Below are 24078 nucleotides of genomic sequence, written 5' to 3' on the forward strand. Positions count from 1 at the left end.
TTTTTCTTTGCCCCGCAGGGCTATTTGACGGTGATCTGCACCCCTTCGGGGGTGTCTTTGAGGGTGACCCCCATGGCGGCCAGCTGGTCGCGCAGGGCGTCGGCCTCGGCAAAATCCTTGGCCTTGCGGGCGGCCTGACGGCGGTCCACCAGCTCCTGGATCTCAGGGGTGACCTCGTTTTTCTTGCGGTTGTAGAGCAGGCCCAGCACCCCGGCCAGCTCGTCAAAAATCTTGGCGGCGTGCTCCAGGGCGGCCTTCTGCTGGGGCTCCTCCCCGTTGAGGCGGAGGTTGATCTCCTTGCAGAGATCAAAGAGGGCGGCGATGCCGTCGGCGGTGTTCAGGTCGTCCGAGAGGGCGGCGACGAACTTCTCCTTGGCCTCGTCCGCGGCCTTTTGCAGGGCGTCACTCCCCTCTGCCCCCGCCTGGGAGAGGGCGAAGTCCAGTTCGTCCCGGCAGTTGTAGAGCCGCTCCAGGGCGGAGATGGACTGGTTGATGACCTCGACGCTGTAGTTGATGGGGCTGCGATAGTGGGCGGCGATCATCATAAAGCGGATGGGCTCGTACCCGAACTGCTCGGCCACCTCGCGGACGGTGAAGAAGTTGCCCAGGGATTTTGACATCTTGCGGTTGTCAATGTTGATGTAGCCGTTGTGCATCCAGTAGTGGGCGAAGGCACAGCCGTTGGCGCACTCGGACTGGGCGATCTCGTTCTCGTGGTGGGGGAAGATCAGGTCCTGCCCGCCGCAGTGGATGTCGATGGTGTCGCCCAGGTAGTGTTTGGCCATGGCCGAGCACTCGATGTGCCAGCCGGGGCGGCCCTTGCCAAAGGGGGACTCCCAGTAGGGCTCCCCCTCTTTGGCGGCCTTCCAGAGGGCAAAGTCCATGGGGTCCTCTTTGATCTCGCCCACGCTGATGCGGGCGCCGGCCTCCAGATCCTCCAGCGGCATGTGGGAGAGCTTGCCGTACTCGTCAAACCGGGCCGCCCGGAAGTAGACGTCCCCGTTTTCGGCGCGGTAGGCAAAGCCCTTGTCCATGAGGGAGGAGATCAGGTCGATGATGTTCTGGATGTTCTCGGTGGCCTTGGGGTGGTAGGTGGCCTCTCTGACCCCCAGGCCCTTGGCGTCCACCCTGTACTCGGCGATGAAGCGCTCGGACACCTGGGCGTAGTCGCTCCCCTCCTCGTTGGCCTTGCGGATGATCTTGTCGTCGATGTCGGTGAAGTTCTGCACAAAGGTCACCTGGTAGCCGATGTACTCCAAAAACCGGCGCAGGGTGTCAAAGACGCAGATGGGCCGCGCGTTGCCGATGTGGATGTAGTTGTAGACGGTGGGGCCGCAGGCGTAGATCTTGACCTGGCCCGGGGTGATGGTCTTCAGCTCTTCTTTCTGTCTGGTGAGGGTGTTGAAAATTTTCATAAAAGCCCTTCTCCCTTTCTCTCGCAATCGGGTTTGTCGTCTTTTCTATCAAAAAAGCCGCCTCCGGCGGCGCCGGGTCCACCGGCGCGCGACCGAAGGCGGCTTTTGGGTACCAAAAGTCCGCGGTTCCACTTCTGTTTCTCGCTCTTGGGGCCGCTAACGGGGCCAAACCGCGCCGGCCTACTGGAGAGGGGATCGCTCCCCTCCCGTTCGGCCCGCGTGCTGGCGGGGGCACCTTCCCCGGCGGGTGTGGCCGGCGCGCTCTCAGCTCGCTGCGCGCCTCTCTGTCGCCGCCCTCTCATGCCGGGTACTCTTTCCCGCGTCATCGCATGTCGCGTCATTCAATTTGCTATTTGACCCCCAGGTACTCCTCGTAGGTCTGGCCGCTCTTGTAGAGGGTCTCGGCCAGGTCCTTGCCCAGGTAGCGGTAGTGCCAGGGCTCGTAGCCGTACTGGGTGATCTTGACCTTGTCCTCGGGGTAGCGGAGGATGAAACCGTAGTTGTGGGCGTTTTTCATCAGCCATTTGCCCTCGGCGGTGGTCTCAAAGTTGTCGGGGATGCCGGCGGTGTTGCTGATGTCCAAGGCCAGCCCCAACTCGTGTTCCGAGCGGCGGGGATAGGCGCTGTACTGGGCGGTGTACTCCTTGCCGTACTGGCTGGTGTAGCGGGTGAAGAGCCCGTTTTGGTAGTCCTTGGTGCGGTAGGCGCTGACGGCCTTGAGGGTGATGCCGTCGGCCTTGGCCGCCTCCATCATCTGCTCCCAGCTCTCGGCCGCCTCCTTGCGCAGCTGCAGGTTCTTGCCGCAGTTGGTGGTGATGGCCACCAGGTCGCTGGGGGTATAGCCCTCGGGCAGGGCGTGGTACTTGTTGACGATGGCGGTGACGGCGGAGGGATTGGAGATGACCTCCGGGGTGATGGAGGCGGGCTCTACGATCCCGCCGGAATAGACCACCTCATCGGTGTTCCCGCCGGAGGACTGCCCCCCCTGGGAGGAGGAGCTGCTCCCCTCCCCACCGGACGGGGTCTCGGGCTCCTCAGGCTCCCCTTCCGGCTCGGTGGGGGCCTCGGGGGCCGCCTCCCAGACCACCGTCAAGGTGAACTGGGCCTGTTTGCCCAGGCCGTCTTCGGCAGTGAGGGTCAGGGGGTATTCCCCCGGCCCGGCAAAGCCGATCTCGGGGCACTGCACCGACCGCTCTTTTCCCAGCCAGTCGTATGCCTTGACCCGCCCCAGCTCCCCGCTGATGTCGGCGGAGGAGACGGTGACGGTGCCAGCGGCGGCCTTCTCCCCGTCAAAGGTGAAGCGGGGGGCCGGGTGGAGCAGCAGGGTCAGCCCCACGGCCGCCGCCAGCACCACCACGGCCGCCACACAGGCCACGGCGATCCGTCTTCTTTTATATACTTTTTCGTTCCTGCGCATTCTCTTCATAAGCTGTTATAAACCCCGTTTTTCGCTTCCCAGTTCCCATTTTATCCCCCGATTTTTGGCGCTTTTACTAGGCGAATGGAAAAGTATTCCATTTCATTCTACAATTCCAAAAAGCAGGTCTTTTTATTTTGTGGCGTTGATGCAGCCGATGTTGTCCACCACATAGGTGGCGCCGGAGATCACCGTCAGCGCCGCCACCAGCCACATGCCGATGTTGCTGATGAGGGGGACGTCGATCCCCGCGGGGAGAAGGCCGTTCTGCCCCAGCCCCAACAGCAGCAGCACCCCGATGATCACCGCCATCTGGGCCACCGTCTTTACTTTGCCCCAAATGTTGGCAGCTATGACCGTCCCCTCGCCCGCGGCCACCAGGCGGATGCCGCTGACCACAAATTCGCGGGCGATGACGATGAGGACCGCCACGCTGTGGGCCAGCCCCATGTCGATGAAACAGATCATGGCCGAGACCACCAGCAGTTTGTCCGCCAGGGGGTCGAGGAACTTGCCGAAGGTGGTGACCTGGCCGTTTTTGCGGGCCAGCTGCCCGTCCAACAGGTCGGTGAGGGAGGCCGCGGCAAAGAGCACCAGGGCGATGAAGCTGTTTTGCCACAGCCCCTGCCAGAGCAGGGCCGCCACAAAGAAGGGGACCATGCACATCCGCAGGACCGTGAGCTTATTGGGCAGATTCATCGCTGTTCCCCCCCTCCTCGATCAGCCGGCCGTAGAGGTCGAAGTCGTCGGCCTCCTCCACCAGCACCTGTACGAATTCGCCGGGCTCCAGCTCCCGCTCGGAGGAGAAGCGGACGGTGCCGTCGATCTCGGGAGCGTCGTACTGGGTGCGCCCCACGTAGCAAAACTCCTCCGGGTCGTAGCCGTCCACCATCACCTCGACCTGGGCGCCCACCTTCTTTTGGCAGTACTCGCCCATGATGAGGGTCTGTTTGTCCATGATGAGCTGGGCGCGGGCCCGCTTCTCCTCCTCCTCGAGCTGGCCGTCCAGCCGGGCGGCGGGGGTCCCCTCCTCCTGGGAGTAGGCAAAGCAGCCCAGCCGCTCAAAGCGCATGTCGTCCACAAACCGGCAGAGCTCCTCGAACTGCTCCTCGGTCTCGCCGGGGAAACCGGCCAGCAGGGTGGTGCGGATAAAGACCCCGGGGACCTCGCGGCGGATCTGCTCGATGACCGAGCGCACCCAGCGGTCGTCCCCCTTGCGGCCCATCCGCCGCAGCACCTCGCGGTTGGTGTGCTGCAGGGGGATGTCGATGTACTTGACGATGTTGTCGCTGTCGCGGATGATGGAGAGCAGCTCGTCGGTGATCCGGTCGGGGTAGCAGTACATCAGCCGGATCCAGCGGAAGGGCAGCTTGACCAGCTCCCGCAGCAGCCGGGCCAGGCTGGGCTCGCCGTAGAGGTCCTCCCCGTAGCGGGTGGTGTCCTGGGCGATGACGATCAGCTCCTTGACCCCGAAATCGGCCAGTTCGCCGGCCTCCTGCACCACCTCTTCGATGGGGCGGGAGCGAAAGTCCCCCCGGATGTAGGGGATGGCGCAGAAGGTGCAGCGGTTGGAGCAGCCCTCGGAGATCTTCAGGTAGGCGTAGTGGGCCGGGGTGGTGAGGATGCGGCCGCCCCCCAGGGGCAGGTCGTACTCGCTGCCGAAGGACTGGGCCTTTTCGCCCCCCAGGGCCCGCCGGATGATGGAGACGATCTCGGCGTTGGAGCCGATGCCCACCACCCCGTCCACCTCGGGGATCTCCCGCAGGATCTCCTCCTTGTAGCGCTGGGCCAGGCAGCCGGTGACGATGACGCACCGCAGCCGCCCGGTCTCTTTGAGGGCGCAGAACTCGAGGATGGTGTCGATGGACTCCTGCTTGGCGTCGTCGATGAAGCCGCAGGTGTTGATGAGCACCACGTCGCACTGTTCGGGGTCGCCCTGCAGGGCGAACTCGGGGTCTTGTTGGATGAGGTTTAAGAGGATCTCGCCGTCTACCTGGTTTTTGGGGCAGCCCAGCGAGACCATTCCCACATTAATCGACATAAGGGTCTCCTGTCTCGTAATCGGTGTCGTGTTCTTCCATGGCGGCCCGGCAGTCGCCGTAGCCAAACCCGCGGCGGGCCAGGGCGGCCAGCACCTTCTGCCGCTGCGCCCGGTCGCCCAGGCGGGCGGCGTACTTCTGTTCCAATAGGGCGCGGATGCTGGCGCCGTCGTCAAAGCCGCCGGCGTCCAGCACCTCCCGGCAGAGCGCGGGGGCGATCCCCCGCTTTTGCAGCTCCAGCTCGATGAAGCGGCGGGAGAGGTGCTTATAGCGGTAGAGCTCGTCGGCCAGGCGAAAGGCGTAGTCGCCGTCGCTGACCAGGCCGGCCTCCTCCAGCTGGGCGACCACCTGGCGGGCGGTGGGGCGGGGCCAGTCGCGGCAGAGCCGCTCCACCAGTTCCCCCCGGGCATAGGCCCGCTGGCCCAGCAGGGTCAGGGCCTTCTCCCGGCAGCCCACGGCGTCGGACTGGGCCTTGACCTCCTCCAAATAGGCGTATTCCAGCACCGCGCCCGGGCGCACCCGGCTCTTGAGCAGGGTCTCCCCGTCCAGCGACCAGAGGAATTCCCCGTCCACAAAGACGCTGTACCGGCCCCGCTTGGTCTTTTCCAGCCCGGTGATCTCGCCGCACTCGGACATGGCCTAGTCCTCCACCTCGATGTCGATGTCCATCACGGCGGGGGCGGGCTGGGCGGGGGCGGCGCTGGGGGCCGGGGCAGGGGCGGGGGCGTCCGCCGGGGCGGCGGGCTTTTTGGGCATCAGCGACTTCTCGGCCTCGGCCGCGTTCTGGCGGATGGCCGCCTCGATCTCCTGGGCCACCTCCGGGTGCTCCAAAAAGTACTTCTTCACGTTGTCGCGGCCCTGGCCCAGCCGCTCGCCCTTATAGCTGAACCAGGCGCCGGATTTCTGGATGATGTTCATGTTGACGCCGATGTCGAGGATCTCGCTCTCCTTGGAGATGCCGGTGCCGTACATGATGTCGAACTCGGCGATCTTGAAGGGGGGGGCCACCTTGTTCTTGACGATCTTGGCCTTGGTGTGGTTGCCCACGAACTCGCCCCCCACCTTGAGGGTCTCGGCCTTGCGCACGTCGATGCGCACCGAGGCGTAGTACTTCAGCGCCCGGCCGCCGGCGGTGGTCTCGGGGTTGCCGTAGATGACGCCGATCTTCTCGCGCAGCTGGTTGATAAAGACCGCCACGCACTTGGTCTTGCCGATGATGCCGGTGAGCTTGCGCAGGGCCTGGCTCATCAGCCGGGCCTGCAGCCCCACGTGGCTGTCGCCCATCAGCCCCTCGATCTCGGCCTTGGGGACCATGGCCGCCACCGAGTCGATGACCACCACGTCGATGGCGCCGGAGCGCACCAGCGCCTCGCAGATCTCCAGGGCCTGTTCGCCGGTGTCCGGCTGGCTGACCAGCAGGGCGTCGATGTCGACCCCCAGGGCGGCGGCGTAGACCGGGTCGAGGGCGTGCTCCACGTCGATGAAGGCGGCGGTGCCCCCCTCCTTCTGGGCGGAGGCGACGATGTGCAGGGCCACGGTGGTCTTGCCCGAGCTCTCCGGGCCGTAGATCTCGACCACCCGGCCCCGGGGCACCCCGCCCACGCCGATGGCCATATCCAGCGACAGGCTGCCGGTGGAGATGGCCTCGATGTTCAGGGTGGAGTGCTGGCCCAGGCGCATGACAGCGCCCGCGCCAAATTGTTTTTCGATGTTGGCCAGAGCTGTTTCCAGCGCCTTCTGGCGGCTCTCCTGAGCCGTCTCCTTGGCCTTGTTCTTTTCCGCCATGGATCGTCCTCCCAAACGTTCGTTCACTCTGTTGATAAAAATAGAACCATTCCCGCCGGGGCGGGCATGGCGCAGACAGCAGTTCCAAAAAAGACGGCCGCGCCGCCCGGGCCGCGACTGCCATTACAGAGCTATTATACTGCATTTCTCCCGCTGCCGCAAGCGTTCAGCAGCCTTTGCCGCCCCTGGCAGAAAAAACCGGCTCCCCGGGCCGCCCGCCCCCCAAAGGGCAAAAAAAGAGGGCTGCGGCCCCGCCGCAGCCCCCTGCTTCTTCTATTTTGGCCGCCGGCCCAGCACCACCCGGTCCAGGCCGCCCAGGTCCTGCAGGCAGGCCACCCCCTCGTAGCCCTGGCCGCGAAAGAGGGCGCAGACCTCGGCCCCCTGGCCGCAGCCGATCTCCACCGCCAGCAACCCCCCCGGGCGGAGGACCGGGCGGTAGGCGGCGGCGAAGTGGCGGTAGAAGGCCAGCCCCCGCTCGGGGGCCTCCAGCGCCTCCCGCGGCTCGGCGAGCACCTCGGGGGAGAGGGTCTCCATCTCCTCCGGGCGGATGTAGGGGGGGTTGGCCACCAGCACGTCCAGCGGCGGGCAGACCCCCTGGTAGCGCAGCACATCCCCCCGCACCGGCCAGACGTTCGCGGCCCCGTTCAGGCGGATGTTGGCCTGCAGATAGCCGAAGGCGCGCCCGCTCTTCTCCACCGCCAGCACCCGGCTCTGGGGGAGGGCGGCCCCCAGGGCGACGGCGATGCAGCCGCTGCCGCTGCAGAGGTCGGCGATGGTGCAGGGGCCCTGGGGGGCCCGCGCCAGCACCGCCTCCACCAGGCACTCGGTGTCCGGCCGGGGGATGAGCACCCCCTCCCCCACCCGGAAGGGGTGGCCGTAAAACGCCCAGCAGCCCAGCAGGTACTGCAGCGGCTCCCTCTGGGCGCGGCGGGCAAAGAGGGCCCGCACCCGCCGGGCCGCGGCTGCGGGCAGCTCGTCACGCAGGTGCAGGGGCAGCTCGCCCCGGGGAAAGCCCGCCCCGTGGCAGAGGAGCTCGGCCGCGTCGAACTTGGGGGACTCCACCCCCCGCTCCTGCAGCAGGACCTCCCCCTCCCGCCAGAGGGCGCGGACCGTGCGGGGCTCTACCACCGGTCGTCCTCCCCGTTTTGGGGGATAACGGCCTCCATGGCGGCCACCGCCACCTCGATCATCGAGTCGTCCGGCTCCTTGACGGTGAGGCGCTGCAGCCAGAGGCCGGGGGCCGAGAGGACCTTGGTGAGGAGGTTGTCGTGCCCGCCGGCGTACTTGATGATCTCGTAGGAGATGCCCATCACCAGCGGCAGGAGGAGGACCTTCAGCGCCATGCGCAGCCAGAGGCTCTGCCAGGAGACAAAGGAGGAGACCAGGATGCTCACCAGGATGACGATCAGCAGGAAGCTGGTGCCGCAGCGGGGGTGGAAGCGGCGGTGGCGGCGGACGTTTGCCACCGTCAGGGCCTCGCCGTGCTCGTAGCAGGCGATGGTCTTGTGCTCGGCCCCGTGGTACTCGAACATCCGCCGGATCTCCTTCATCCGCGAGACCAGGGCCATGTACCCCAGGAAGATGCAGAGCTTGACCAGCCCCTCCAGCGGGGTGCGCCAGCGGCCCAGCTCCACCAGCTTGCCCAGTCCCCCCACAATGGCGGTGGGCAGCACCATGAAGAGGGCCAGGGCCAAAAAGACCGCCAGCACGCTGACCGCCACCGAGAAGCCGGCCCCCAGGCCCTTCTCCTCTTTCTCCTCCGCCGCCGGGGCGGCGGTATGTAGGGGCGCGGACCGCTCCCCGCCCGCGCTCTCGCCCTCTCCGTTGGGGACGGCGGCCGGGGAGGAGGGCGTCTCCAACCCGCTGCCGGTCCCCTCGCCCACCGGGGCGGGGGATGTCGGGGGCGCTTCTTCGCCCGCGCCGGTCGGCGGGGCGCTCTCCCCTTCACCGCTCCCCTCGTTCGCCGGAGCGGGGGCCTTGGGGGGCTCCTCCTCGTCCAGGGCGCCGGAGATCTCGGCCGAGCGCATCAGGCAGGTGTAGCCCAGCACCAGGGTGGAGACAAAGTTGAAGATGCCCCGCACAAAGGGCACCCGGCTGTACCACCGCGCCAGGTGCTTGTCGGGTTTGACCTCCAGTTCGATCCCCCCGTCGGGGCGGCGGACCGCCACGCTGTAACAGTCCAGCCCCCGCATCATGATCCCTTCCATCAGGGCCTGCCCGCCGATCTTGGTGCGGCGGGGCCCGCTATTTGTCCCGTTGTTGCTGTTCACGATAACGCCGTATCTCCTCTTCATCTATTTTTGCGATCTGCATGGTGGTGGAATCCACCTTTTTGTCCATCACCGGGATGGAGATGGTGACGGTCGTCCCCTCCCCCTCGGTGCTGTCGATGGTCAGAAGGCCCTTGTGCAGGGCGATGATCTCGTCGGCCACCGCCAGGCCGATGCCGGTGCCCCGGCGGCTGTTGGAGCCCTTGATGAACTTCTCCTTGATGCGGGGCAGGTCGCTGCGGGGGATGCCCAGGCCGGTGTCGGCGATGCGGATGACCACGTAGCCGGTCTCCTCGGCCGCCGAGGTGCGGATGATCCCGTCCTTCTCGCTGTACTTGAGGGCGTTGTCGAGGATGTTGACAAAGACCTGCCGCAGCCGGTTTTTGTCCCCGAACACCGGGGAGACGAACTCGGGCAGCTCGCTCTCCAGGGTGACCCCCTCCCGCTTGGCCCGCTCGCCGAACATGATGAGCACGTCCTCCAGCTCGGCCAGGACGTCGATTTTCGAGAGCACCAGGGTCAGCCGGCCGCTCTGCATCCGCGAGAAGTCCAGCAGCTCCTCCACCATCCCCGAGAGGCGGTCGGTCTCGCTGAGGATGACGTGGATGCCCCGCTCCACCGTGTCCCGGTTCTCCACCGGGTCGGCGTCGAGGACCGTCTCCCCCCAGCCCTTGATGGCGGTCAGGGGGGTGCGCAGCTCATGGGAGACCTGGGAGATGAAGTCGTTTTTCACCTCTTCGGCCTTCTGCAACTCGTCGGCCATGTAGTTGATGATGTTGCACAGCTGGCCGATCTCGTCGTTGTGCTGGGTCTTGAGGCGGACGCTGAAATCCCCCGAGGCGATCTTGGTGGCGATGACCCCCACCTGCCCGATCGGGGTGACGATGGAGCGGATGAAGTAGGTGCTGGAGAGGACCACGAAGAGGACCACCACCGTGGAGAAGAGGAGGAAGAAGAGGGCGGTCTTAAAGATCTCTCCGTCCACCAGGGAGAGGTCGCAGACCAGCCGGATGCCGCCCACGCCGTCCCCCAGGCTGTCGGACACATAGCACACCGACATCACGTTCCCCGCGTCCTTCGCCCGGCCGGTGTAGACCCCGTAGCCGTTGTCCGACTGCAGGGCGCGGGCGTAGTCCACCCCGGTGAAGGTGTCGCCCGGGTAAAACCCGCTGGAGGTGACGGTGGGGGCGCCGTTTCGGTCCAGGGCCATCACCTCGTATTTGGTCTTCTCCTCAAAGCCGGTGATCACCTGCTCCACCCGCTCCTGAGGGGTGAGGGCGTCGCTGGTGCGGTACTTGATGGCGTTGACCATCACCTCGATGCGGGAGGTCAGCACCTGCTGGGCGCTGGAGTAGTAAAACTCCCGCACCCCCACCACGATGAGGAGCATGACGACGGTGAGGATGACGACGATGATGGTGAGAAAATTGAGCATCCACCGCTTGGTTACGCTCTGCATGAAAACTCCCCTTCGCGCCCGGGCCCCGCGCGGCGGCGGGACGGGCCTTCTTTACGCTTTGAACCGGTAGCCCACGCCCCAGACGGTGTTGATGTGCCGGGGGTGGGAGGGCTCCTCCTCGATCTTCATCCGCAGCCGGCGGATGTTCACGTCGATGATCTTGTCGTCGCCGTAGTAGTTGTCGCCCCAGATCTTCTGCAAGATCTCCATCCGCCCCAACACCGTGTCGGGGTTTTTCAGGAACAGCTCCATGATCTGGTACTCCACCTGGGTCAGCTCCACCGGCTGCCCGCTCTTGAAGAGCATCCGGCTCTTGAGGTTGAGGGTGAAGGGCCCCACCTCCAGCTCCTCCTGGGGGCGGCTGTTTTGCAGCGAGACCCGCCGGTAGATGGCGTCCACCCGGGCCATCAGCTCGGAGACGCTGAAGGGCTTGGTGACGTAGTCGTCCGCCCCCAACATCAGCCCGCTGATCTTGTCCATCTCCTGGGTCTTGGCGGTGAGCATGATGATCCCCACCGCGCTGTTTTTCTCGCGGATCTGGCGGCAGACGCTCAGCCCGTCGATGCCGGGGAGCATGATGTCCAGCATCACCATGTCGATGCCCTCTCCCCGCTCGGCAAAGATCTCCAGCGCCCGCTCGCCGGTGCCGGCCTCCAGCACCTCAAACCCCGATTTTTGCAGGTTCAGGCAGATGAGTTCGCGGATGTTCTCCTCGTCCTCCACCACCAAAATCGTCTTTTTTGCCACGCAAAGCCCTCCTGTCTGTCGTTAGTTGAGAATGGAAAACCCGCTCTTGACCACGTTGAGGATCGACTCCCGGTTGCTGTCCTCCTGCGGCTTGCAGTAGTAGATGTAGTTGCCGCTGCTGCCGATCTTTTCAAAGCCGGAGGACTGGTAGCTCTGGGCGCTCTCGTCCCGGGGGAGGCGGAGGATGGAGAAGCGGACCACATCCCCCCGCTTGCAGGTGATGACGGTGTTGTCCAGGTTGCTCTCAAAGGTGACCCCGGTCTGCCACTGGGTGGGCAGGGTCAGGCGGAATTTGTAGACCTCGTTTTCATAGGTGGTGCGGTCGTAGACAAACCGCTTCTCCCCCACCTCGTACCAGTCCACCTGGTAGCCGGAGGCCGGGCGCATCTGCACCAGGCTGGCCTTCTTGTCGGCGGTGAAGATGGGGACCTCGATCTTCTCGTCCCGGTCGATGTCCTGGCTGTAGAGCTCGGTCTTCTGGCGCTGGCTCTGGCTCACCACCGCCTCCTGCTGCACCAGGCTCAAAACGCCGTTTTGGTAGGCCAGCACCTCGGTGGCCAGCAGGTTTTCCTTGGTCAGCCCGTCGATGTAGAGCAGTTTGCCGCTCTCCCCCTCACCCGCCTCCAGCTTCCGCACGGCGACGATGCGGGGGTCCAGGGTCTGCTCGGTCACCTTCTCCACCGCCGAGCGGCCCACGTCCTTGTAGACCGAGGCCTTGACCCCCTCCTCGGTGCGGGAGGCCGAGAGGAAGACCAGCTCGGAGAAGTAGTCGCCGTCCATGTCCTCGCAGACAAACTGCTCGTACTCCCGGCTCATGAACTCGACGATGTGCTCGCCGTCCTCCCCCTGCTGGTAGCCGTAGATGGCCAGGCTGTTGTTGCTCTCGCCAAAGACGTTCCACCCCACCAGGATATTGTAATAGGAGAGGTGGCTGATGTGGTCGAAGCGGACAAATCCGATCTGGTTGCCCCGCCCCTCCTGGTCAAAGACGATGTTCCACTCGCTCTCCCCGTCCCCGTACTGCTGCAGCTGCAGGACCGCCAGGTGGACGTTGACCTTGTCCTTCTCGGTGTAGAAGGCCAGCGCCTCCTCCGTCCCGTCGGAGTTGATGTCAAAGAGGACGACGGGGGTGCGGTACGCCCCCTCCTTGGGGTAGATGAGCTTGATCTCCCCCCTGGTGCCCCGATCCAGCGCCTGGATGATGGCCTGCTGCTCCTTGGAAAAGAGGGGGGCCTTCATCAAGTCCTCCACCGAGGCGGAGAGGCCGAAGGTACAGCCGCTCAGGCAGAAAAGCGCCGCCAACAGCAGCGGCAGGACCCGCCTCGACAGGCGGTTTTTGTGGGCCACAGGTCATCCCTCCTTTGGCAGCGCCCCTTTGTCGGTATTGTATCACACCCGCCGCCCCGATTGGGTTACCGTTTGGTTACAATCCCCCCGCGGCGGCGGAAAGGGCGCCCATTCGCTTTGTATTTTAGCACAATTTTGACTATAATAACAGACGATGGTATAAATCACCTGCCCGCCCCGCTGCGGCGGGCGCCAAAGGAGGTAATACGCCGTGTCCGATCGCCGTTGTCAACTGCCCTCCCCCGCCCTGGTGGAGGAGGTGCTGGCCGCCGCCTGTTCCCAGGGGGCGGATTTTGCCGAGCTCTTTTGGGAGGACACCCACACCCACTCGGTCAACCTCATCGACCAAAAAATCGAAAACGCCCTGCGAAACCACATCCGCGGGGCGGGCATCCGGGTGGTCAAGGGGCTGCGCTCCACCTATGTCTCCACCGCCGACGTGGGCAGAGAGGGGCTTTTGAAGGCCGCCCGGGAGGCCGCTGCCGCCTGTTGCGACGGCCCCGCCCTGGTGCTGCCCCAGCCCTTTGTCCCCCTGTCATTTGACGACTTGCACCCCTGCCGCCTCTCCCCCACCGAGGTCCAGACCGCCGAGAAGGCGGCCCTCCTCCACCTGGCCGACCGGGCCGCCCGCAGCTGCGGGGGGGAGATCGCCCAGGTCAGCGCCACCCTGGCCGACCGGGTGCAGCGGGTGCTGATCGCCAACACCGAGGGCCTCTGGGCCGAGGACCGGCGCGCCCGCACCCGGATGGGGATCAGCGCCGTCGCCTCCGACGGGGTGCAGAACCAGACCGGCTTCGAGGGGCCCGGCCGCAGCGCCGGGTACGAGATCTTCGCCGGGGAGGTGGACGTGGAGGCCGCCGCCAGGGAGGCCGCCCGCACCGCCCTGACCATGCTCCACGCCCCCGAGTGCCCCGGCGGGCGGATGCCGGTGGCCATTGAAAACGGCTTTGGCGGGGTGCTCTTTCACGAGGCCTGCGGCCACTCCCTCGAGTCGGAGGCGGTGGGCCGGGGCAACTCGGAGTTCGCCGGGCGGCTGGGCGAAAAGATCGCCGGGGAGAAGGTCACCGCCATCGACGACGGCACCCTCCCCGGGGCCTGGGGCTCCACCAACATCGACGACGAGGGCCACCCCACCCAGCGCACCGTCCTCATCGAAAACGGCATCCTCAAAAGCTATATGGTCGACTGGCTGGGGGGGCGGCGGATGGGGCTGCCCTCCACCGGCAGCGGCCGGCGGGAGTCCTACCGCTACGCCCCGGTCTCGCGGATGCGCAACACCTTCATCGCCCCCGGGCCCGACGAGAACGAGGCCATCATCCGCTCCATGGACAAGGGGCTTTACTGCAAGAAGATGGGGGGCGGCTCGGTCAACCCGGTGACCGGGGAGTTCAACTTCGCCGTCAGCGAGGGCTACCTGGTGGAGCACGGGAAAATCACCACCCCGGTGCGGGGGGCCAGCCTCATCGGCACCGGCTCCCAGGTGCTGCTGGACATCGACATGGTGGGCAAGGACCTGGCCCACGGACAGGGGATGTGCGGGGCCGCCAGCGGCTCGGTGCCCACCAACGTGGGGCAGCCGCTCATCCGCGTCAGAGAGATCACAGTGGGGGGGAAATAACATGACCTTCGATGCATTTAAAGAAGAGGTGGCCCGCCGGGCCGAAGAGGCGGGGGCAGAGGCGTTCGAGCTCTACAGCGTCCGCAACAAGACCATGGAGGTGGCCGCCCACGAGGGCGAGGTGGACACCTTTTCCAGCGACCAGGACTTCGCCGTCAACCTGCGGCTGCTCGCCGGCGGGAGGATGGGGTACGCCACCACCCAGGTCCTCTCCTCCGAGGAGGCGAGCTGGCTGGTGGAGAGCGCCCTGGACAGCGCCCGCGCCACCCAGAACGCGGACATCGACGAGATCTGCGCCCCGGCCGAGGGCTTTGCCGCCCAGACCGACGGCCTCTCGGAGCCCGAGGCCCTTTACAGCCAGCTGCAGCGCCAGGTGCTGACAGCCGAGCGGGCCTGCCTCGCCGCCGATCGCCGCATCGCCTCGGTCAGCGACGCCCAGGCCGCCTGGGGCGGCGGGACCCGGGCCATCTACAACAGCCGGGGGCTGGACCTGTCCGACGAGACCTGCTACGCCGTGGGGGTCATCGGCCCCACCGCCAAAGAGGGGGGCCGCTCCTACAACGAGTACGAGGTGACCGCCGCCCCCGACCCCTCCGCCCTCGACCTGCCGAGCGCCGCCCAGAAGGCGGTGGAGGTCACCCTCTCCTTCATCGGCAGCGAGCCCGCCGACACCGGCCGCTACGCCGTGGCCCTGGCACCCGAGGTGGCCTGCGACCTGCTGGGCACCTTCTCTGGCGTCTTTTCCGGGCTGTCGGCGGTGAAGGGGCTCTCCCTCTTAAAAGGGCGGGAGGGGGAGGCGGTGGCCGCCCCGGCCCTCACCCTGCGGGACGACCCCTTCTGCATGGAGGCCATCCTCCACCGGCGCTTTGACGACCAGGGGGTGCCCACCTTCGGCAAGGATCTCATTGAAAAAGGGGTGCTCAAGACCCTGCTGCACAACCGCAAGACCGCCGCCCTGCTGGGGGCAGAGACCACCGCCAACGCCTACAAGGCGGGCGCCTCCGCCCCCCTGGGGGTGACCCCCACCAACCTCTACTTCACCCCCTCGGACCGCAGCCGCGTACAGCTGTTGAAGGAGATGGGGGAGGGCGTCTTCATCACCAACGTCAAGGGGCTGCACGCCGGTGCCAACCCCACCACCGGCGACTTCTCGCTGGAGGCCAAGGGCTACCTGGTGACCGGCGGACAGCTGGGGCGGCCGGTCTCGGGCATCACCGTGGCGGGCAACTTCTACCAGCTCTTGAAGGACGTGCGGGGGCTGGCCGACGACCTGGCCTTCGACGCGCCGGGCGCTGCCGGGCAGATCGGCTCCCCCACCGTCTGGGTGGACGGCCTCTCGGTCTCCGGCCGGTGACAGGCCCTGCCGATAAAAGGGGAAAAAGCGGGCTCCGGGCTTCGGCTCGGGGGCCGCTTTTTTGCCCCCTTTGGGCCACCCTTTACACCCCGTTCATCCGGAAACAGATCCTTTACAAAATCCGCCTTTTTGCTTCATTTTTTCATCATCCAGCTTTCACAGAGGGCCGGTATCCTAGAATCACCGAAAGCGAACAAGACAGAAGGAGGCCCACCCGCCATGAACGACCAATTTTGGAACCAACAGCACCCCACATCCCCTCCCCCACATCCGTCCCAGCCAGCGGCCCCCTATTCGCCCTACGCCCCCTATGCCGCGGGTACCGCCCCCTGCGCCCCGCCCCCCAAGAAGGCGCGGAAAAAGATGGGGGCCAAGGCCAAGACCGCCGCCCTGGTGACGGCCTGCTGCATGGGGGCCGGCCTCTTCGGCTTTGGCGGCACCGTGGCGGGCAACCTGCTCACCCGGCAGCTTTCGGGCAGCTCCCCGGTCCTCTACCAGGGCGTTCCCACCCAGAACACCAGCACCGGCGAGAACAGCGGCACCGTCTCCGCGGTGGCCGCCAAGGCCGCCCCCTCGGTGGTGGCCATCACCACCGAGACGATGCAGGGCTACTACGGCCGGGTGCAGCAGTCGGTGGCCACCGGTGCCGGCAGCGGCGTCATCCTCACCGCCGACGGCTACATCGCCACCAACAACCACGTCATCAGCGGCGCCTCCAAAATCACCGTCACCCTCTCCGACGGCACCCAGTACCCCGCCACCCTGGTGGGGACCGACGCGCAAAACGACCTGGCGGTCATCAAAATCGAGGCCAGCGGCCTGCAGGCCGCCGTGCTCGGCAGCTCCTCCTCCCTGCAGGTGGGCGACCTGGCGGTGGCCATCGGCAACCCGCTGGGCGAGCTGGGCGGCACCGTCACCGACGGCATCATCAGCGCCCTGGACCGCAACATCACCGTCGACGGCGAGACTATGACCCTGCTGCAGATCTCGGCGGCCGTCAACCCCGGCAACTCGGGGGGCGGGCTGTTTGACAAAAACGGCGAACTCGTGGGCATCGTCAACGCCAAATCCTCGGGCACCGGCATCGAGGGGCTGGGCTTTGCCATCCCCATCGACACCGCCAAGCCGATCCTCGAAAAGCTGATGGCCGGCGGCGGGGACGACCTGAGCGGCCAGGGGAGCTACGGCGGGTCTGACGCCACGCAGACCTTCCCCCAGGGGGGCAGACAGCGCATCTACTAGAGCGCCCCCTTTCAAATTGCCTTCCCACTTTTTTCATTTTCTCTTCTCCTCTTTTCAAGGGGGGCGGGGGCGAACTCCCAGAAGGTCCGCCCCCGCCCCTTTTTTGTGGGAGGATGGGCGCTTACCTTCCAGCCGCTGCCCCCTCCCCTCGAGTTGGCAGGGGCCGCTTCCTCCTCTGCCAGAGGGCGCGCTGTCGCTCAATTTTCTGCCGCGGTGGGCGCGCTCGTTCACCTGTCAGAGGGCGGGGCGGCTACCGGGTGGGGTGGGCGGCCGAGAAACTCTTTCCTGTCCTCTGTCTGGCGGGGATGTGCCGTCGCCGCAGGCGACAGAGATGGCGCATCGACGCTCGATTTTTCTGTCGCGGCGGCGGGCGCACTCTTCCATCTGCCGAAAGGCGGGACAGCCAACCGGGTGGGGGCGGACGACAGAGAGGCCCTCTTCCCCCCCTCTCTCTGGTGGGGCCTTCCCCATCGCCACGGGCGACAGGGGAAGACGCACCGCCGCTCGGTTTTTCACCGCAGCGGCGAGTACTGTCCCCCCGACAGAGGGGAAACGGCCCCCCTGCCGCCGTCCAGCGGCCCGCTGGGCCAAGGGTGGCCGTCTGGCCTGCTTGGCCGCAAACAGCTCCTCCCGCCGGGCCCATGCCGGGCTCTCAAGGGGAAAGAGAGGCTCTCCGCCCGTCTCATCCCCGCGCCACTGAAGAGGGAGAGAGCGGATAAAGGAGAGGGCCGTCGAGGACACTTTTCCTCCCAAGAGAGATGGCTGCAGAGGGGGCGAAAGGCCCTCCCCCCTCTCCTGCGTGTCGCCCCGCGCGCGGCACGCCCGGCCACCGCGGAAAAGGTGCCGCCCCCCGAGCGCCAAAGAGAGGGCGGTCCCCCCGTTTGGGAGGTCCCGCCCTCTCTCTTTTCTGTTCCAGTATCTCCGCCTCAAGCGCCCCGGTTGCACGCGGCCGCCCCTCGCCCGCCGCCCGCGCCAGAGGAATGCGCCCAACAGGGCCGCCCCCGCCAACAGGGAGAGGGTGCAGAGGCCCAGCACCGCCTGCAGCCGGTGCTCCTCGATGAAGGGCCAAAAGGCGTAGCCCCGCTGGGTGGTGTACCGGATGCGGCCCAGGCCGTCCATCGAGGTGGCGGGCAGGCCGCTCTCGACCATGGTGGAGAGCACCCAGAGCACCAGGTCCCTCAGCCCGCCCAGGGCCGCCAGGCAGACGCCGGCTACCAGCAGGGCCCAGTTGGGGCGGCCGGGGGGAGGTCCCTCTCCGCCAGCAGCAGGTCGTCGGTGCTCACCCCGAACAGCCGGCTGATCTCCACCACATTCTCTGTCCCGGGGACCGCCTCCCCCAGCTCCCACTTGGAGACCGCCTGCCGGGAGACCCCCAGCGAGGCAGCCAACTGCTCCTGCGAGAGCCCTTCCCTGCGGCGCAGCCGCCGCAACTTTTCCCCAAAGGTCATCTCTTGCCACTCCCCTTCCTCTCTCGCTGTCCATTATAGCCGGTGAAGCCGCCGCCCGTCCAGCAAACCGGGGTGGCAGATGGGCAAACCCCGGTTGCAGCGCCGCCACCGGGCCCGATCGGGCGCAAAAAAGGGCGGCCTGCGCCGCCCCCGTTGGAGTTTTCATTTCCGGGTTCACCCCTCCGCCCTCACCTCGGCCCGCTGCCGTTGGCGGTGTTTCAAAAACTGAATGTGGACCGCCATGCTGACCCCGCCGCTGATGAGGAGGAAGGCGTAAAAGCTGATCCCCCGGCTCATGAGCATGGCCGGCAGCACCAGTTCGGCCCCGAAGAAGAGGCGAAAGAGGGTGACAAAGCCCCCCTCCTGGGCCCCCACCGCCCCCGGCAGGGGGAGGGAGGAGACCGCCACCGTCAGCAGGGCCTGCACCGCCAAAATCTGCAGGGCCGAATAGCCCGAGAGCCCCAGCGCCTTGTAGACGCAGACCGGCACCAGGTAGAGGGCGGTGAGCTGGGCCACCGTGTAGAGGAGGACCCGCAGCAGCACGGTGGGGTGGCGGCGGATGTGGGCCGCCCCCTCGCGGTACTGCTCCAGCTGGCTGTCCAGCCGGGCGGCGGTCTCCTCAAAGTGCTTGCACAGCCGCAGGCGGCAGAGGAGGCGCAGCACAAAGTAGCAAAAGCGCCGCACCAGCTTGTGGGAGAACATGGCGCAGGTGATGCCGACGATGCACAGCCCGTTGACGGCGATGCCGTAGACCAGCAGGATGCCGATCCCCTTGACGTTCTGGCTGACAAAGTCGCGCTGCAGGAGGAACATCGCCCCGCCGTAGCCCAGCATCACCGCCTGGTAGCAGACGGTGATGAGCAGAAAGTTCAGGGAGGCCAAGGAGAGGGGCACCTTGTCGCGCTGCATGTAATAGACCTGGGCGGGCTGCCCCCCGGTGGCCGAGGGGGTGATGGAGGAGAAGTAAAACCCCACAAAGGCCGACTGCAGGCAGTGGCCAAAGGGGAGCTTTTTCCCCAGGGAACCCAGCACCAGGTGGGTGTTGCAGGCCTCGCAGCTGACAAAGGCGAACATGCACAAAAGCCCCAGCAGCAGGTAGAGGGGGTCGGCCCGGCGGATCACCGCCCAGAGGGCGGGCAGGTCGCTGCCCCAGAGCAGCACCACAAAGGTCAGGGCAATCAGGGCGCCGAAGAGGGTCAGGTTGAGGGCGAACTTCTTCTTGTCGCCCAGGGGGGATCTCTGGTTCATCGCGCCATCTCCTCCGGCAGAATAAAGGTGAAACCGGCCCGCTGCAGGGCGGGCAGCGCCAGCCGCAGGGCCTGGATGGTCCGGCCCGGGGCGGTGTCGTCGGCGCTCTTGCCCATGCTGCGGTCGTGCAGGCAGATGATCGACGAGCTGCCCACCCGCCCCAGCAGCCGCTGGGCGGTGCGGCGGGGGGTGGCCCCCCGCTCCCAGTCCTGGGCCATGACGCTCCAGAGCACCGTCTCCAGCCCCCGGGCCCGGGCCTCGTAGAGGGTAAAGGGGTTGCAGTTGCCCCAGGGCGGCCGGTAGTAGCGCGGCTCTGCCCCCAGCCCCCGCAGGGCGGCGAGGGACTGCTCCAGGTCCGCCCCGGCAAAGGAGGGGCGGCGGAAGCGGGCGTTCTCGTGCCGGTAGGAGTGGATGCCCACCTCGTGCCCCTCGGCTGCCATCCGCCGGATGAGGGCCGGGCAGGCGGCGGCGTTCTCCCCCACCACAAAGAAGCAGGCGGGGACCCCCCATTCCCCCAGCAGGTCCAAAAGGGCCGGGGTGTAGCGGGGGTCGGGGCCGTCGTCAAAGGTGAGCAGCAGCTTGCCGGGGCGGCCGGTCTGCCGCCAGACCGAGCGGTTGAGGGCCTTGCAGGAGAGGCTGGGGGCCACAAAATAAGCGGCCGCGCAGGCTGCGCCGGCCGCCAGTACCGATTGGGTGGTAGCGAGAGGGATCACGAGGCGCGCACCTCCAGCCCGCTGCGCATCCCGGTGACGATTTTGAGGATGGCGTCGGAGTCGATGCCGGCCTTGAAGGTCTGCATGTTGGCGCGCAGCCGCTCCAGCTGGGTGTCGTTGTGGATGACCCGCTCGATCTCCTCCACGCAGTCCTCTGGCCGGGTGGGGAGCACCAGGCCGATCTTCTGGTTCTCGATAAAGGCCGCGTTCTTGATCTCCTGCTGCAGATAGGGGCTGAACACCAGAATCGGCAGTTCGGAGAAGATGGTCTCAAACAGGGTGATGCCGCCCGGCTTGGAGATGACCAGGTCCGCCTCCTGCATGTAGCGGTAGACCTGATCGGTGTAGCCCACCACCTCGATGTTCTCGTACCTGCCGTGGATGCGCTGGTAGAGGTCCCGGTTCTTGCCGGTGATGATGGTGGTCTTGACGTCCTTGAGGCCGTTGAGCCCCTGGTAGAAGGACTTGGCGCGGGGGAGCATCCCCAACCCGCCGCCCATGATGAGCAGGTGCTTGCCGTCTTTTGCCAGGGGGTGGACGTTGGCCTTGAACTGCTCCTGCACCGGGATGCCGCTGATGAAGACCTTGCCCGGGGCGATCCCCTTTTCGATCAGGTTTTGGCGCACCGCCTCGCAGGGCACCAGGTACATGGTGGTGCCGGGGTTGATCCACTCCCGGTGGGTGCTCACGTCGGTGATGCAGGTGATGAGGGGGATATTCTGGCCGTTTTTCAGGTTGTACTGGCTCACCAGCTGGGAGCAAAACGGCAGGGTGGAGACGATCATGTCCGGTTTTGTCTCGGCGATGAGGGTCTTGAGCTTGGCCTGAAAGTACCGGCAGAAGGGCGGGTGGATGTCCCGCTTCCAGTTCTCGGTGAACTTGTAGTACCAGTTGTAGAGTTTCCCGGCCCGGTTGACCAGCAGGGTGTAGCCCTGGTAGAGCCGGCTGCTGTAGTTGGGGATGGTGTATTCAAAGATGTCCCGCAGGGTGATGTTCACATCGCTGAAGGAACGCCGTATCTCATCGCCCAGTGTCTGGGCAGCGGAAAAATGGCCCTGCCCAAAGTGACCTGTTAAAATCAACACATTCATCTGTGATTCCCCCATGTTGTCCTGTGGTGTTCATTCCCGCACCATCACTATAGCCGATGGCGCCCATCAAACCGCTTAAACGGAGATGAAGAATTTGTTACGATTTTGGCCGCGGATCCAATTGGGCACACCGCCCCCGGCCCCGCGCAGACCGCTCATCTTTACGCGGTCATTATACCGCACTTTACCAGATTGCACAACTCCTCCAAGGTGTTTTTGGAGCAATGTGACAAGATTGTAATTTATTCTCGCCCCGGCGCCAGGGAGAGGACCCCCGCCCGGTAGCGCAGCCGCCCCTCCTGCACCAGCTCTTTGATGGTGCGGTTGAGGCTGCGCACGCTGGTGCCCAGCTGGGCGGCGACGATCTCCTTGTCCAGCCGCAGCACCCCGCCGGGGGCCTCTGCCACCAGCAGCGCCAGCCGGTGGCGCAGGGGGGTGGTGATGTTGGTCACCGCCTTGTCGGAAAAGTCGTAGAGCTTGCGGGAGAGGCCGCCCACCACAAAGCGGGCAAAGCGCTCGTCCGCCTTCAGCCAGCGCAGAAAGGTCTCCCGGCTCATGGCGGCCACCCGGCACTCCCCCAGGGCGGCCACCTGGCCCATGGCGGGCAGGTCGTCCACCACCTCGGCCTCGCCCACCATATCCCCTGCCCGGTAGATGCTCAGCACCATGGCGGCGCCGCTCTCCCCCACGGTGGAGACGGTGGCCGCCCCCTCTAAAAGGAGGTATACCCGGCCGCCCCGCTGCCCCATCTCCACCAGGTGGGCCCCGTGGGGAAAGGTTTGCCGCTCAATGCCGGCGGCCACTTCGGGCGGGCAGGTGGACAGCAGCTCCTCCGCGCTCGCGCGACCCATCTCCCCGCCCCCTTTGCGGCGGCGCGGGGACCGCCCCGCGCCGCCCGTTCTGTCGACTCTCTATTATTTTTATTATACCACATCCCCCCAAGGGGGACAAACGCAAAAAAGGGGGACGCCCGTCCTTTCGCCCCCTCTTTGGCCTCTGGTATACTAAAGTCGACAAAGAGCCCCGGCCGTTTCCATCCCCGCCGGGGCCACCACAGAGAAAAGGAGTGTTTGTTGTGTCACCCATTCTCGTAGACATGGACCGGGCGGGCGCCGCCGGTCTGGCGGCCCTGCTGCAGAGCGGCCACCCCGTCTGCGCGGCCGTCGCCTCTTACGGGCGCGGCGGCGCGGGGGAGGCCCTGGCCGCCGCCGAGGAGAGCTGCCGCCTGGCGGGGGGAGATCCCCCCCTGCACCAGGGGATGTGCGGCCCCATGGTCCCGCCGGCAGAGGCCGCCCCCAGCGCCGGAGAGAAGGACCCCCTGGCCGGGATCCTGGCCCTGGGCAGCGCCCTGGCCGCCGCCCCCCAGCAGGTGCAGATTTTGGCCCTGGGCCCCCTCACCGACCTGGCCATGGCCTTTCTGCGCGACCCCGACGGCTTCTCCCAGGCCGCGGGCATCCTCCTCTGCGGGGGGGCCCAGCTGGGCTATCCCGCCCACAGTGAGACCGCCGAGTACAACCTGCTGTGCGACCCCGAGGCGGCCTCGGTGGTCCTCTCCTGCGGGGTGCCGGTGAGCGTCCTCCCCCGGGAGACCGCCGCCGAAGCCGCCGCCGGCCTCTCCCTCCCCGAGGGGGGGCGGTGGCGCGCCCTCCTGGACCGGGACGGCGGCCAGGGGCTTTTGGGGGCGGTGGGGGCCGCCGTGGCGGCCGAGCCCTCCCTCATCGCCGAGAGCTTTGCCTGCAACCTGTCGGTGGACACCTCCGGCAGCCGCACCCGCGGGCAGCTCAACGCCACCCGGCTGGCCGGCACCATCATCGACGGCCAGGCCGAGCTGCTCACCGCCCAGGTGATCACCCGCCTGGAGCACACCGCCCTGCAGGCCTGGTTCGACCGGGCCGCCGCCAACACGGAAAGGGGGTCTCTCTGATGCGCCACATCCTCTTTGACACCGACACCGCCTCCGACGACGCGGTGGCCCTGGTCATGTCCCTGCGCTGCGCGGACATCCACATCGAGGCCGTCACCTGCGTCTGCGGCAACATCACCCTGCCCAAGGTCATCCGCAACGCCCGCATCGCCGTGGAGAAGGCCGCCACCTACCGCCCGCCGGTCTACGCGGGGATGGCCCGCCCCCTCTTCGGGCAGCCCACCTCCTTTGGCGAGCAGGCCCACGGCCCCGACGGCCTGGGGGGGATGAACTACCCCGAGCCCTCGGTCCCCCTGTCGCCGGGCCACGCGGTGGACCAGATCATCCGCCTGGCGCGGGAGGTGGACGATTTGGAGATCCTCGCCCTGGGGCCCCTGACCAACATCGCCATGGCCATCCTCCTGGCCCCCGAGGCCATGAAGCGGGTGAAGAACATCACCCTCATGGGCGGCCAGTACCGGATGATCGACGCCTTCACCGCCAATGCCGAGTTCAACATCGCCATGGACGCCGAGGCGGCCAAGATCGTCTTTGCCAGCGGGATGCACCTGACGGTGGTCCCCATCGACGTCTGCTACGGCCACACCGAGATCGACGCGGCCGACCGGGCCGTCCTGCGGGGCTACCACACCGAGGTGGGGGATTTCTACATCGACGCCAACCGCACCCTGCTGGAGATGAACAAGGGCGCCTACGGCAAGGACATCATCTCCATGCCCGACCCCACCGCCGCCGCGGTGGTGATGGACCCCGGGGTGGTGCGCGGCCGGGTGGAGTGCTTTGCCGACGTGGAGGTCAAGAGCCCCTTTGCCATGGGCGAGCTGCTCTACGACTTCGACGGCCGCAGCGGCAACCCCCAAAACTGCACCCTCATCACCGAGATCGACCCCTCCCGCTTCAAAGAGATGGTCTTTGCCAGCGCCGACCACTAAATGCGCCTCCCTATTTTGCGGTGGGCGGC

General features: G+C 66.6%; 21 protein-coding genes. 5 read left to right on the forward strand and 16 right to left on the reverse strand.

Translation table 11 applies throughout. The features are described from left to right. Positions 1 to 20: 20 nt before the first annotated feature. The 11 genes from cysS to ACTNAU_RS00670 all read right to left on the reverse strand — a co-directional run bounded on the left by cysS (position 21) and on the right by ACTNAU_RS00670 (position 12479). Positions 21 to 1415: a cysteine--tRNA ligase gene (cysS, locus tag ACTNAU_RS00620; protein ID WP_441097216.1), complete on the reverse strand. Its 1395-nt coding sequence runs from the start codon at positions 1413 to 1415 to the stop codon at positions 21 to 23. A gap of 349 nt (positions 1416 to 1764) precedes the next feature. Then, complete coding sequence (locus tag ACTNAU_RS00625; protein WP_441097217.1) at positions 1765 to 2832, reverse strand: M15 family metallopeptidase; 1068 nt, start codon at positions 2830 to 2832, stop codon at positions 1765 to 1767. A 132-nt stretch (positions 2833 to 2964) separates the two neighbouring features. Then, complete coding sequence (pgsA, locus tag ACTNAU_RS00630) at positions 2965 to 3531, reverse strand: CDP-diacylglycerol--glycerol-3-phosphate 3-phosphatidyltransferase (RefSeq protein ID WP_021659963.1); 567 nt, start codon at positions 3529 to 3531, stop codon at positions 2965 to 2967. After that, positions 3515 to 4873, reverse strand: a complete 1359-nt coding sequence (gene rimO, locus ACTNAU_RS00635; RefSeq protein WP_441097218.1) for a 30S ribosomal protein S12 methylthiotransferase RimO — start codon at positions 4871 to 4873, stop codon at positions 3515 to 3517. Before rimO ends, pgsA begins: the two co-directional genes overlap by 17 nt. Next, positions 4863 to 5507, reverse strand: coding sequence for a regulatory protein RecX (locus ACTNAU_RS00640; RefSeq protein WP_441097219.1), 645 nt, complete (start codon positions 5505 to 5507; stop codon positions 4863 to 4865). Before ACTNAU_RS00640 ends, rimO begins: the two co-directional genes overlap by 11 nt. 3 nt (positions 5508 to 5510) lie before the next feature. Then, a complete protein-coding gene (recA, locus tag ACTNAU_RS00645; protein WP_256136302.1) occupies positions 5511 to 6656 on the reverse strand; it encodes a recombinase RecA in 1146 nt (381 codons plus the stop codon). Between the two features lie 273 nt (positions 6657 to 6929). Beyond that, the gene (prmC, locus tag ACTNAU_RS00650; protein WP_441097220.1) at positions 6930 to 7784 is read right to left on the reverse strand and encodes a peptide chain release factor N(5)-glutamine methyltransferase; all 855 of its coding nucleotides are present in this window, start codon (positions 7782 to 7784) and stop codon (positions 6930 to 6932) included. Beyond that, the gene (locus tag ACTNAU_RS00655) at positions 7778 to 8926 is read right to left on the reverse strand and encodes a DUF1385 domain-containing protein (RefSeq protein ID WP_441097221.1); all 1149 of its coding nucleotides are present in this window, start codon (positions 8924 to 8926) and stop codon (positions 7778 to 7780) included. The genes prmC and ACTNAU_RS00655 overlap by 7 nt, the downstream gene beginning before the upstream one ends. Beyond that, positions 8901 to 10385: a HAMP domain-containing sensor histidine kinase gene (locus tag ACTNAU_RS00660; RefSeq protein WP_441097222.1), complete on the reverse strand. Its 1485-nt coding sequence runs from the start codon at positions 10383 to 10385 to the stop codon at positions 8901 to 8903. Before ACTNAU_RS00660 ends, ACTNAU_RS00655 begins: the two co-directional genes overlap by 26 nt. A 51-nt stretch (positions 10386 to 10436) precedes the next feature. Next, positions 10437 to 11132: a response regulator transcription factor gene (locus ACTNAU_RS00665; RefSeq protein ID WP_185916502.1), complete on the reverse strand. Its 696-nt coding sequence runs from the start codon at positions 11130 to 11132 to the stop codon at positions 10437 to 10439. A 21-nt stretch (positions 11133 to 11153) separates the two neighbouring features. After that, entirely contained in the window at positions 11154 to 12479 is a 1326-nt protein-coding gene (locus tag ACTNAU_RS00670) for a hypothetical protein (protein WP_256136305.1), read from the reverse strand. Positions 12480 to 12711: 232 nt separating this feature from the next. Here ACTNAU_RS00670 and ACTNAU_RS00675 point away from each other — a divergent pair, with 232 nt between their 5' ends. The 3 genes from ACTNAU_RS00675 to ACTNAU_RS00685 all read left to right on the forward strand — a co-directional run bounded on the left by ACTNAU_RS00675 (position 12712) and on the right by ACTNAU_RS00685 (position 16693). Continuing rightward, a complete protein-coding gene (locus tag ACTNAU_RS00675; protein WP_185916547.1) occupies positions 12712 to 14097 on the forward strand; it encodes a TldD/PmbA family protein in 1386 nt (461 codons plus the stop codon). A 1-nt stretch (position 14098) separates the two neighbouring features. Continuing rightward, the gene (locus tag ACTNAU_RS00680) at positions 14099 to 15451 is read left to right on the forward strand and encodes a TldD/PmbA family protein (RefSeq protein ID WP_441097223.1); all 1353 of its coding nucleotides are present in this window, start codon (positions 14099 to 14101) and stop codon (positions 15449 to 15451) included. A gap of 219 nt (positions 15452 to 15670) precedes the next feature. Then, entirely contained in the window at positions 15671 to 16693 is a 1023-nt protein-coding gene (locus ACTNAU_RS00685) for a S1C family serine protease (RefSeq protein WP_441097224.1), read from the forward strand. Between the two features lie 1211 nt (positions 16694 to 17904). Here ACTNAU_RS00685 and ACTNAU_RS00690 read toward each other — a convergent pair. The 5 genes from ACTNAU_RS00690 to ACTNAU_RS00710 form a co-directional block, all read right to left on the reverse strand. Next, complete coding sequence (locus tag ACTNAU_RS00690; RefSeq protein ID WP_441097225.1) at positions 17905 to 18141, reverse strand: helix-turn-helix transcriptional regulator; 237 nt, start codon at positions 18139 to 18141, stop codon at positions 17905 to 17907. 174 nt (positions 18142 to 18315) lie between these two features. Further along, positions 18316 to 19389, reverse strand: coding sequence for a lysylphosphatidylglycerol synthase transmembrane domain-containing protein (locus ACTNAU_RS00695; RefSeq protein WP_441097226.1), 1074 nt, complete (start codon positions 19387 to 19389; stop codon positions 18316 to 18318). Next, positions 19386 to 20102, reverse strand: coding sequence for a polysaccharide deacetylase family protein (locus ACTNAU_RS00700; protein ID WP_441097227.1), 717 nt, complete (start codon positions 20100 to 20102; stop codon positions 19386 to 19388). Before ACTNAU_RS00700 ends, ACTNAU_RS00695 begins: the two co-directional genes overlap by 4 nt. Further along, positions 20099 to 21193 carry an MGDG synthase family glycosyltransferase gene (locus tag ACTNAU_RS00705; protein ID WP_185916518.1) on the reverse strand — a complete coding sequence of 365 codons (1095 nt, stop codon included), beginning with the start codon at positions 21191 to 21193 and terminating at the stop codon, positions 20099 to 20101. The genes ACTNAU_RS00700 and ACTNAU_RS00705 overlap by 4 nt, the downstream gene beginning before the upstream one ends. A gap of 242 nt (positions 21194 to 21435) precedes the next feature. Beyond that, the gene (locus ACTNAU_RS00710) at positions 21436 to 22044 is read right to left on the reverse strand and encodes a Crp/Fnr family transcriptional regulator (RefSeq protein ID WP_185916519.1); all 609 of its coding nucleotides are present in this window, start codon (positions 22042 to 22044) and stop codon (positions 21436 to 21438) included. Between the two features lie 224 nt (positions 22045 to 22268). Between ACTNAU_RS00710 and ACTNAU_RS00715 the strand changes: the two genes are divergently transcribed. Next, positions 22269 to 23117, forward strand: coding sequence for a nucleoside hydrolase (locus tag ACTNAU_RS00715; RefSeq protein WP_441097228.1), 849 nt, complete (start codon positions 22269 to 22271; stop codon positions 23115 to 23117). Then, positions 23117 to 24049, forward strand: coding sequence for a nucleoside hydrolase (locus tag ACTNAU_RS00720; protein WP_441097229.1), 933 nt, complete (start codon positions 23117 to 23119; stop codon positions 24047 to 24049). The genes ACTNAU_RS00715 and ACTNAU_RS00720 overlap by 1 nt, the downstream gene beginning before the upstream one ends. The last annotated feature ends 29 nt before the right edge of the window (positions 24050 to 24078 follow it).

The sequence above is a fragment of the Bittarella sp. HCP28S3_D9 genome (assembly GCF_052065655.1).
Taxonomy (GTDB): Bacteria; Bacillota; Clostridia; order Oscillospirales; family Ruminococcaceae; genus Bittarella; species Bittarella massiliensis.

Bases quoted from the DNA above. Each gene is read 5' to 3' on its own strand.
- ACTNAU_RS00710 (WP_185916519.1), bottom strand. From the start codon at position 22,044: ATGGGTCGCGCGAGCGCGGAGGAGCTGCTGTCCACCTGCCCGCCCGAA.
- ACTNAU_RS00680 (WP_441097223.1), top strand. From the start codon at position 14,099: ATGACCTTCGATGCATTTAAAGAAGAGGTGGCCCGCCGGGCCGAAGAG.
- ACTNAU_RS00690 (WP_441097225.1), bottom strand. From the start codon at position 18,141: ATGACCTTTGGGGAAAAGTTGCGGCGGCTGCGCCGCAGGGAAGGGCTC.
- ACTNAU_RS00705 (WP_185916518.1), bottom strand. From the start codon at position 21,193: ATGAATGTGTTGATTTTAACAGGTCACTTTGGGCAGGGCCATTTTTCC.
- rimO (WP_441097218.1), bottom strand. From the start codon at position 4,873: ATGTCGATTAATGTGGGAATGGTCTCGCTGGGCTGCCCCAAAAACCAG.
- recA (WP_256136302.1), bottom strand. From the start codon at position 6,656: ATGGCGGAAAAGAACAAGGCCAAGGAGACGGCTCAGGAGAGCCGCCAG.
- ACTNAU_RS00685 (WP_441097224.1), top strand. From the start codon at position 15,671: ATGAACGACCAATTTTGGAACCAACAGCACCCCACATCCCCTCCCCCA.
- ACTNAU_RS00695 (WP_441097226.1), bottom strand. From the start codon at position 19,389: ATGAACCAGAGATCCCCCCTGGGCGACAAGAAGAAGTTCGCCCTCAAC.
- ACTNAU_RS00720 (WP_441097229.1), top strand. From the start codon at position 23,117: ATGCGCCACATCCTCTTTGACACCGACACCGCCTCCGACGACGCGGTG.
- ACTNAU_RS00640 (WP_441097219.1), bottom strand. From the start codon at position 5,507: ATGTCCGAGTGCGGCGAGATCACCGGGCTGGAAAAGACCAAGCGGGGC.
- pgsA (WP_021659963.1), bottom strand. From the start codon at position 3,531: ATGAATCTGCCCAATAAGCTCACGGTCCTGCGGATGTGCATGGTCCCC.
- ACTNAU_RS00625 (WP_441097217.1), bottom strand. From the start codon at position 2,832: ATGCGCAGGAACGAAAAAGTATATAAAAGAAGACGGATCGCCGTGGCC.
- ACTNAU_RS00660 (WP_441097222.1), bottom strand. From the start codon at position 10,385: ATGCAGAGCGTAACCAAGCGGTGGATGCTCAATTTTCTCACCATCATC.
- cysS (WP_441097216.1), bottom strand. From the start codon at position 1,415: ATGAAAATTTTCAACACCCTCACCAGACAGAAAGAAGAGCTGAAGACC.